General features: G+C 71.0%; 2 protein-coding genes. Both read right to left on the reverse strand.

Annotated features, from left to right (window positions below; all coding sequences use genetic code 11):
• Positions 1-259: hypothetical protein (locus tag amrb99_RS49360; protein ID WP_206700431.1), on the reverse strand; the 259-nt coding region annotated here is incomplete at its 3' end.
• Positions 259-1582: phage portal protein (locus amrb99_RS49365; protein WP_190869020.1), on the reverse strand; the 1324-nt coding region annotated here is incomplete at its 5' end. The genes amrb99_RS49365 and amrb99_RS49360, both read right to left, overlap by 1 nt.

Raw genomic sequence — 1582 nt, forward strand, 5'->3', positions numbered from 1 at the left:
CGTGCGCGGTGTCCAGGAAGAAGGACCCCTCGAGCAGCGCCTCGGTCTTCGTCGTCCGGATGACGCCCTTGCCGACCGGCAGCAGCCCCGACCACGACGTGTGGCCGTACGCGGAGATCACGACCTCGGCGCCGTCCTCGAACGCGCCGGCCTTGGTGACGTCTCGGTCGGAGTCCACGACGTCGAACGTCGAGAAGACGGCCGTGACCTCGCCCTTGTCGGCGTCCTTCACCTCCACGCGGAGGCTCTTGGTATCCATCACGCTCCCCCGGAGGCTGGATCGGCAGGCTTGGGCGGCATCGCGCCGGGCGCCTGAAGCTGTACGGAGTAGAGGCCGGAGTGCTTCAGCAGGGTGAAGTCGTCGCCCTCGACGGCGGCGATCACGCTGTCGGGCGTGTATCCGGCGTCCACGAGCTGGCGGATCGTCTGCGCCTTGCTCATCTGGATAGTCGCCGCGTCCCCGCGGTCCTCCCGCAGGAACGCGATGTCGCGCTCGTCGAACCACAGCTCGGCGTCGGCGGGCACCGTCACCAGGCGCGCGAGGGACCCGGCCGCGTTGCGCCACAGCGGGCGCATCGTCGCGTCCGCGAACCGGCGCCGCGCCGCCTTGAAGTTGCCCTCGTTCAGCGACGACCCGGCCAAGCCCTCGGAGAAACCCACGATCACCGGGGGCACCCCGGCCGCTGCGGCGAGCCGGGTCTCGCCCGCGCCCTGCGTCGCCTTGAAGTCGAGCTGTTTCAGGTCGGCGCCGACGACCTTCGGGTCCGCGCCGGCGCCCAGGTGCAGCGTCCGGTACGCGTTGTCGGCTCCGGCGTGCGCCTCGTCGATGATCTTCTTGAACTTCGCGAACTTCTCGGGGGTGATCGACGCGTCGTAGGACACGATGACCTGCGGCGTTGCGCCGTTCGCGAAGAACTTCAGCTTGTGGGTCGTGGCCGCGCCGTCCGCCGTGATCTCCCGCAGGACGGGCGTCAGCCACGACATGCCGCGCCAGTGCGCGTCCGGGTCGGGGATCGGCGCGAAGTGCGCGCACTCGTCCGGCGTCAGCAGCGTCGCGCCGCGCCCCTCGACGCCCTGCGGCTCGTACAGGTACCCGATGACCTCGGCGTCCAGCGCCGACCCGAACAGCTCCGGCTCGGACCGGCTCGCGGTGATGATCGTGACCCAGTCCGGCCGCAGCCGCCGGAGCCGGTTCGTTCCGGGAACCCGGGCGACGAACGCGTTCCCCGCGAGGTCGGCGTCCTGGATCATCCGCGCGAGCAGGTCACCGGTCGTCCCGCCCACCCACGGCTGTTCCAGCAGAGCAAGGTCCGGCGTCCCGAACAGGTCCCCGGGCCGCCCGTTCCGCATCCGCCGGAACTGGAACCGCGCCTCGCTGAACACCATGAGGCGGACCAGGATCAGCGCGAACACCGGCCCGTTGCGCTTGTGGATCCCCTCGACGTAGCCGGGGAAGTCGCTCTCGATCCGCTCACGCTCGCTGGTGAGCGAGGACGAGCCCCACAGCGGATACCGCAGCCGCTCGGCGTCCCAGAACGGCGGCTCAGACCAGTCCTTGCGCCCACCGCGCGCCGCGGCGACC

Origin of the sequence: Actinomadura sp. RB99 (genome assembly GCF_014706005.1) — a bacterium.
Lineage (GTDB): Bacteria > Actinomycetota > Actinomycetes > Streptosporangiales > Streptosporangiaceae > Spirillospora.